Source organism: Halobacterium sp. CBA1126 (assembly GCF_009741975.1).
Lineage (GTDB): Archaea > Halobacteriota > Halobacteria > Halobacteriales > Halobacteriaceae > Halobacterium.
In genome coordinates this window covers 1-4,697 of the sequence record NZ_WPCF01000149.1, presented here as the reverse complement: position 1 = coordinate 4,697, position 4,697 = coordinate 1, and the positions used below count along the sequence as shown (strand labels likewise).

Genomic DNA, 4,697 nt, shown 5'->3' with positions numbered 1-4,697 from the left:
CGCATCGAGGGCGGGGACGTGGCCGACGCCCTCGAGTGGGGCGCGGCGACGGCGGCGCTGAAGCGCACGATGCCCGGGGACACGGCGCTGGTGACGCGCGCGGAAGTCGAGGCCGTGCTGGCGGGCGACGCGGGCGAAATCGACCGCTAGTACCCCTGCGCGTTGCCGTCCTTCCGGGGTTCCGTGGCGGCCGAGAGGGTGCCGCCGTCGTTCCTGACAATCTGGGCGCCGCCGAACTCGTCGCTCGGGAGGAGGCGGACGCGGTGGTCGCGGCGCGCGAGCTTCGCGGCGACCTGCGAGTCGAAGTGCGGTTCGACCGCGAGCGCGCCGTCCTCGCGGTAGCGCCAGCGGGGCCGGTCGAGGGCGGCCTGTAGCGGGAGGTCGTAGTCCACGACGTTCGAGAGCACCTGCACGTGGCCCTGCGGCTGCATGTAGCCCCCCATCACGCCGAACGCCGCCCAGTCGTCCTCGCCGAGCTTCGCGATTCCGGGAATCAGCGTGTGGAACGGCCGCTTGCCGGGTTTGAGGCGGTTCGGGTGGTCGTCGTCCAGCGAGAACGACGACCCGCGGTTCTGGAGCGCGACGCCGGTGTCGCCGGCGACGAGGCCGGAGCCGAAGCCCGCGAACCGGGAGTTGATGAACGAGACGACGTTGCCCTCGTCGTCGGCGACGCAGAGCAGGACGGTGTCGGCGTCCTCCGCGTTCGCGCCCGGCACGCCGAAGGAGGCGTCGCCCGCGGTCTCGCCGACTTCGCCGGCGCGCTCGGCCGCCCACTCCTTGGACGCGAGCGGCGGGTGGTCCTCGTAGTCGGGGTCGGTGACGTAGCGGTGGCCGTCGTGGAACGCGAGCTTCGTCGCCTCCGCGAAGTAGTGGGCGCGCTCCGGCGAGTCCAGCGGGTACTCGCCCGCGCCGAGCGCTTCCGCGATGTTGAGCGCCTCCAGCGCGACGACGCCCTGATTGTTCGGCGGGAGCTCGTAGATTTCCGCCCCGTTGTACGTCGTGGAGACGGGGTCGGGGAACTCCGGCTCGAAGGCCGCGAGGTCGTCGGTCGTGAGGAAGCCGCCCTTCGACTGGACCTCGTCGGCGATGGCTTGTGCGATTTCGCCCTCGTAGACGACGTCCGCGCCCTCCTCGGCGATTCGTCGGAGCGTCCCGCCGAGTTCCGGGAGCGCGACGGTCTGGCCGACCGTCGGCGTTTCGCCGTCGAAGAGGTAGGCGTCGCGGGCGTGGGCGTCCTCGAACAGCTCCTCGGCGTGCTCCCACTGGGCGGCGACGCGCTCGGAGACCGGGTAGCCCTCCGTGGCGTACCGGATGGCGGGCCGGAGGAGCGCTTCGAGGTCCGTCCGGCCGAAGCGCTCGACGGTCGCCTCCCAGCCGCGCGCGGTCCCGGGGACGGTGACGGTGTGCGGGCCGGTCTCGGGCATCTCGGCGGCCTCGGGCGCGACGCCCCGCTCGGCGGCGACGGCCTCGCGGACGTTCTCGATAGTGGCGTCGGCCGGCGCGCCGCCACAGGAGCGCATCGCGCCGACGTCGCCGTCCGCGGTCCGGTAGCACGCGAAGACGTCGCCGCCGAGGCCGGTCGACGTGGGTTCGACGACGTTCAGCGCGGCGGCGGTGGCGACGGCGGCGTCGAAGGCGTTCCCGCCGGCTTCGAGCGCGGAGACGCGGCCTGCGCGGCGAGGGGCTGGCTGGTCGCGACGACCCCGCGCTGGCCGTAGACCGTCGAGCGCCGGGACGCGAATCGGTCGAGATCCGGGGAGTCCATACCCGTAGAGGGACCGCGGCCACCGTAAATGTGGCCGCGGCGCGGGCCGCCCCGGGGCGAAACCATTTCTCGCGGGCGGCCGTCGCCCTAGCCATGACGAGACCGCACGTCGTCGTCGTCGGAGCGTACGGGAGCGCGGGCGTGGCGGCCGCCGAGGCGCTGGCCGACGCGGACGTGGAACTGACACTCGTGGACGACGGCGACCCCGGAGGCGGGCTCTGCATCCTCCGCGGGTGCATGCCGTCGAAGGAGGTGCTGTCGGCGGCCGCCCACCGGTATCAGGCGCGCCACGACGACCGCCTCGTCGGCGACGTGCCCGACGTGGACCTGTCGAGGGTCGTCGAGCGGAAGGACGACAACGTGCTCGGGTACGCCGAACACCGCCGGGAGGCGGTCCACGAGCTCGCGGAGCGCGAGCACGTCACGTTCCGCCACGAGACCGCCGCGTTCGTCGACGACCGCGTGCTGGACGTCGGCGGCGAGCGCGTCGAGGCGGACTACGTGGTGCTCGCCACGGGGTCGACGCTGCACGTCCCCGACCTCCCGGGGCTCGCGGGCGTCGACTGGATGGGGAGCCGTGACGTCTTGGACGCCACCGAGCTCCCGGACTCGGGGGTGGTGATGGGGTTCGGCTACGTCGGCCTCGAGCTCGTCCCGTACCTCGCGGAGGCCGGCGTCGACCTCACCGTAATCGAGCACGACGACCGGCCGCTGGACGGCTACCACCCGTCGTTCGGCGAGGAACTACTGGAGACGTACCGCGAGGAGTTCGGCGTCGAGATCCGCACGGAGGTCTCCGAGGAGCGCGTCGAGTCGACCGAGGAGGGCGTGCGCCTCCACCTCGACGACGGCTCCGTCGCCGAGGGCGACCGGTTGTTCCTGTTCACGGGCCACGACCCCGCGTTCCCGGACGGGCTGGACGCGACCCGGCTCTCGCCCGAGCCGGGCTGGGTCGGGGACACGATGCAGGCCGCGGACGACGACCGCGTGTTCGTCGTCGGGGACGCGGTCGGCGACCGCATGCTCCTGCACACGGCCAAGGAAGAGGGGTACCTCGCGGGGCGGAACGTCGTCCACCGCGAGCGCGGCGAGGCGTTGGAGCGCTACGACCCGCTCCCGCACAAGGTCGTGTTCTCGGCCGCGGGCGTCTACCCGTTCGCGTCACTCGGACTGACGGCCGAGGAAGCGCGGGCGGCGGGTCACGAGGTCGTGACCGCCCAGCGGGACGCCAGCGACGACGGCGTGTTCGCGGCGAAAGTCGCGTCCCGGGGGACGGCGCGGCTGGTCGTGGACGCCGCCGACGGCACCGTGCTCGGCTACCACGGCCTCCACTACGACGCGGACGCGATGGCGAAGACGATGCAGGTGGTCCTGGAGGCCGGGATGGACGTCCGGGCGCTCCCGGACCGCGCGTACCACCCGACGACCCCCGAGATTCTCGACGGCCTGTTCCGGGAGGCGACCAGCCAGTTGTAGCTCAGTCGGGGCGCAGCCACGCGGTGTCGTACTTCCCGAGCACGCCGTCGACGGCGCTCGCGAGGTCCTCGAAGCGCTCGGTCGGCAGGCGGTCGGTGGTGACGAACGCGCCGTGGTAGCCGTGGATGACCCGCGTGAGGTAGCCGTGCTCGAACGCGCGGATGGTGAACTGGTAGTCGCCGAGCTCGGTGTCGTCGTAGATGCGCTTGGACTTGAAGCCGTTGCGCTCGGTGTTCGCGAACCCGACGATGTTCGCGCCCGACTCGAGGTCGTCCCGGAGGTAGATCTGTTCCTCGTGGGTGGTGTCGAAGTACGTGACGCTGCGGAGGCGGTCGCCGACCGTCGTCCGGCACGTGCTGACCAGTTCGTCCGCGAACTCCTCGTCGAGGTTGCCGTCGGTGCCCATACTGGCTCTGCGGGGAGCGCGAGCAAAAAACCACGGGCGGAACTCGCCGAGCGGGAACCGGGCCTCCAAGAGTTATACGCGCCCCGTCGGTACGGCGACACATGTCCGAGTCAGACAGCGGTGACGCCGAGTTCGACGAACAGCCCGCCGCCCTCGGCGTGAAAGTCGGGAGCACGCGCACGGTCGTCTCCGCGGGCGACGCCGCGGACCCGAACGTCCTCCGGACGCTGACGTGTCTCGCCACGTACGAGGACGCGCTTACCGGCGAGGAGCACGTCCTCTACGGCGAGGAGGCCGCGACCGAGTACCCCGACCGCGTGCGCTACATGCTCCGCTCGGGGCTGCCCGAGGACGAGGAGACGACGGACCTCGCGAAGACGTTCCTCGAGGAGTTCGCGCGCTCGAACGGCCTCCCCGAGGACTCCGTGGTGGTGTACGCCATCCCCACCATCGACAACGAGGTCGGGCTGGAGCGGCTCTCCGAAATCATCGAGGACGGCCCCATCGGCGAGCGGCTGGTGCGCTCGTACCCCGAGTCGCTGTGCGGCGCGGTACCCGCGCTCGGCGACGGCCTCGAAGCCATCGAGGAGACGTTCGTCGCGGTCAACATGGGGTCGACGAACCTCGAAGCCTGCGCGTACCGCCGCGGCGAACAGCTCGCGCCGTTCTCGACGGGCGCCATCACCGGCACTGAGGTCGACCGGCGCATCGCGAACTACGTCGAGGAGGAGACGCAGGGCCGCGTGAACATCGACCTCACGACCGCCCGCGAGTACAAGGAGGAGCACGCGGACTTCGTCGACTACGAGCCGTTCAGCGACATCATCCAGCAGCCCGGCGGCGGCACCTACGAGTTCACCATCGAGGACAGCGTGATGGACGCCGTCGACGAGTACGTCGACGACGCGGTCGACGAGGTGGCGAACGTCTTCATGCCCGAACTCGCCAACGACTACATGAAGATCTACCAGCAGGCCCTCGACAACCCCGTGGTGCTCACGGGCGGGATGGCCTGCATCCCCGCGCGTCGACGAGTTCGAACAGCGGCTC

The 4,697-nt window shown here is 71.4% G+C and carries 2 protein-coding genes and 2 pseudogenes; 2 read left to right on the top strand and 2 right to left on the bottom strand.

Features of this window, described 5'->3' with window-relative positions; all coding sequences use genetic code 11:
• Positions 1–146: 146 nt before the first annotated feature.
• Positions 147–1,765, bottom strand: a pseudogene (locus tag GJ634_RS14170) (gamma-glutamyltransferase family protein).
• Between the two features lie 93 nt (positions 1,766–1,858).
• Here GJ634_RS14170 and GJ634_RS14165 point away from each other — a divergent pair.
• Positions 1,859–3,241: an NAD(P)/FAD-dependent oxidoreductase gene (locus GJ634_RS14165; protein WP_157503509.1), complete on the top strand. Its 1,383-nt coding sequence runs from the start codon at positions 1,859–1,861 to the stop codon at positions 3,239–3,241.
• A 1-nt stretch (position 3,242) separates the two neighbouring features.
• Here the strand turns inward: GJ634_RS14165 and GJ634_RS14160 are convergent, their stop codons facing one another.
• Positions 3,243–3,647: a hypothetical protein gene (locus tag GJ634_RS14160; protein WP_157503508.1), complete on the bottom strand. Its 405-nt coding sequence runs from the start codon at positions 3,645–3,647 to the stop codon at positions 3,243–3,245.
• Between the two features lie 101 nt (positions 3,648–3,748).
• Between GJ634_RS14160 and GJ634_RS14155 the strand changes: the two are divergent.
• Positions 3,749–4,697 (top strand): annotated as a pseudogene (locus tag GJ634_RS14155) (hypothetical protein); the annotation flags it as partial.

Coding starts and splice junctions, on each gene's coding strand:
- GJ634_RS14165 (WP_157503509.1), top strand. CDS start 1,859: ATGACGAGACCGCACGTCGTCGTCGTCGGAGCGTACGGGAGCGCGGGC.
- GJ634_RS14160 (WP_157503508.1), bottom strand. CDS start 3,647: ATGGGCACCGACGGCAACCTCGACGAGGAGTTCGCGGACGAACTGGTC.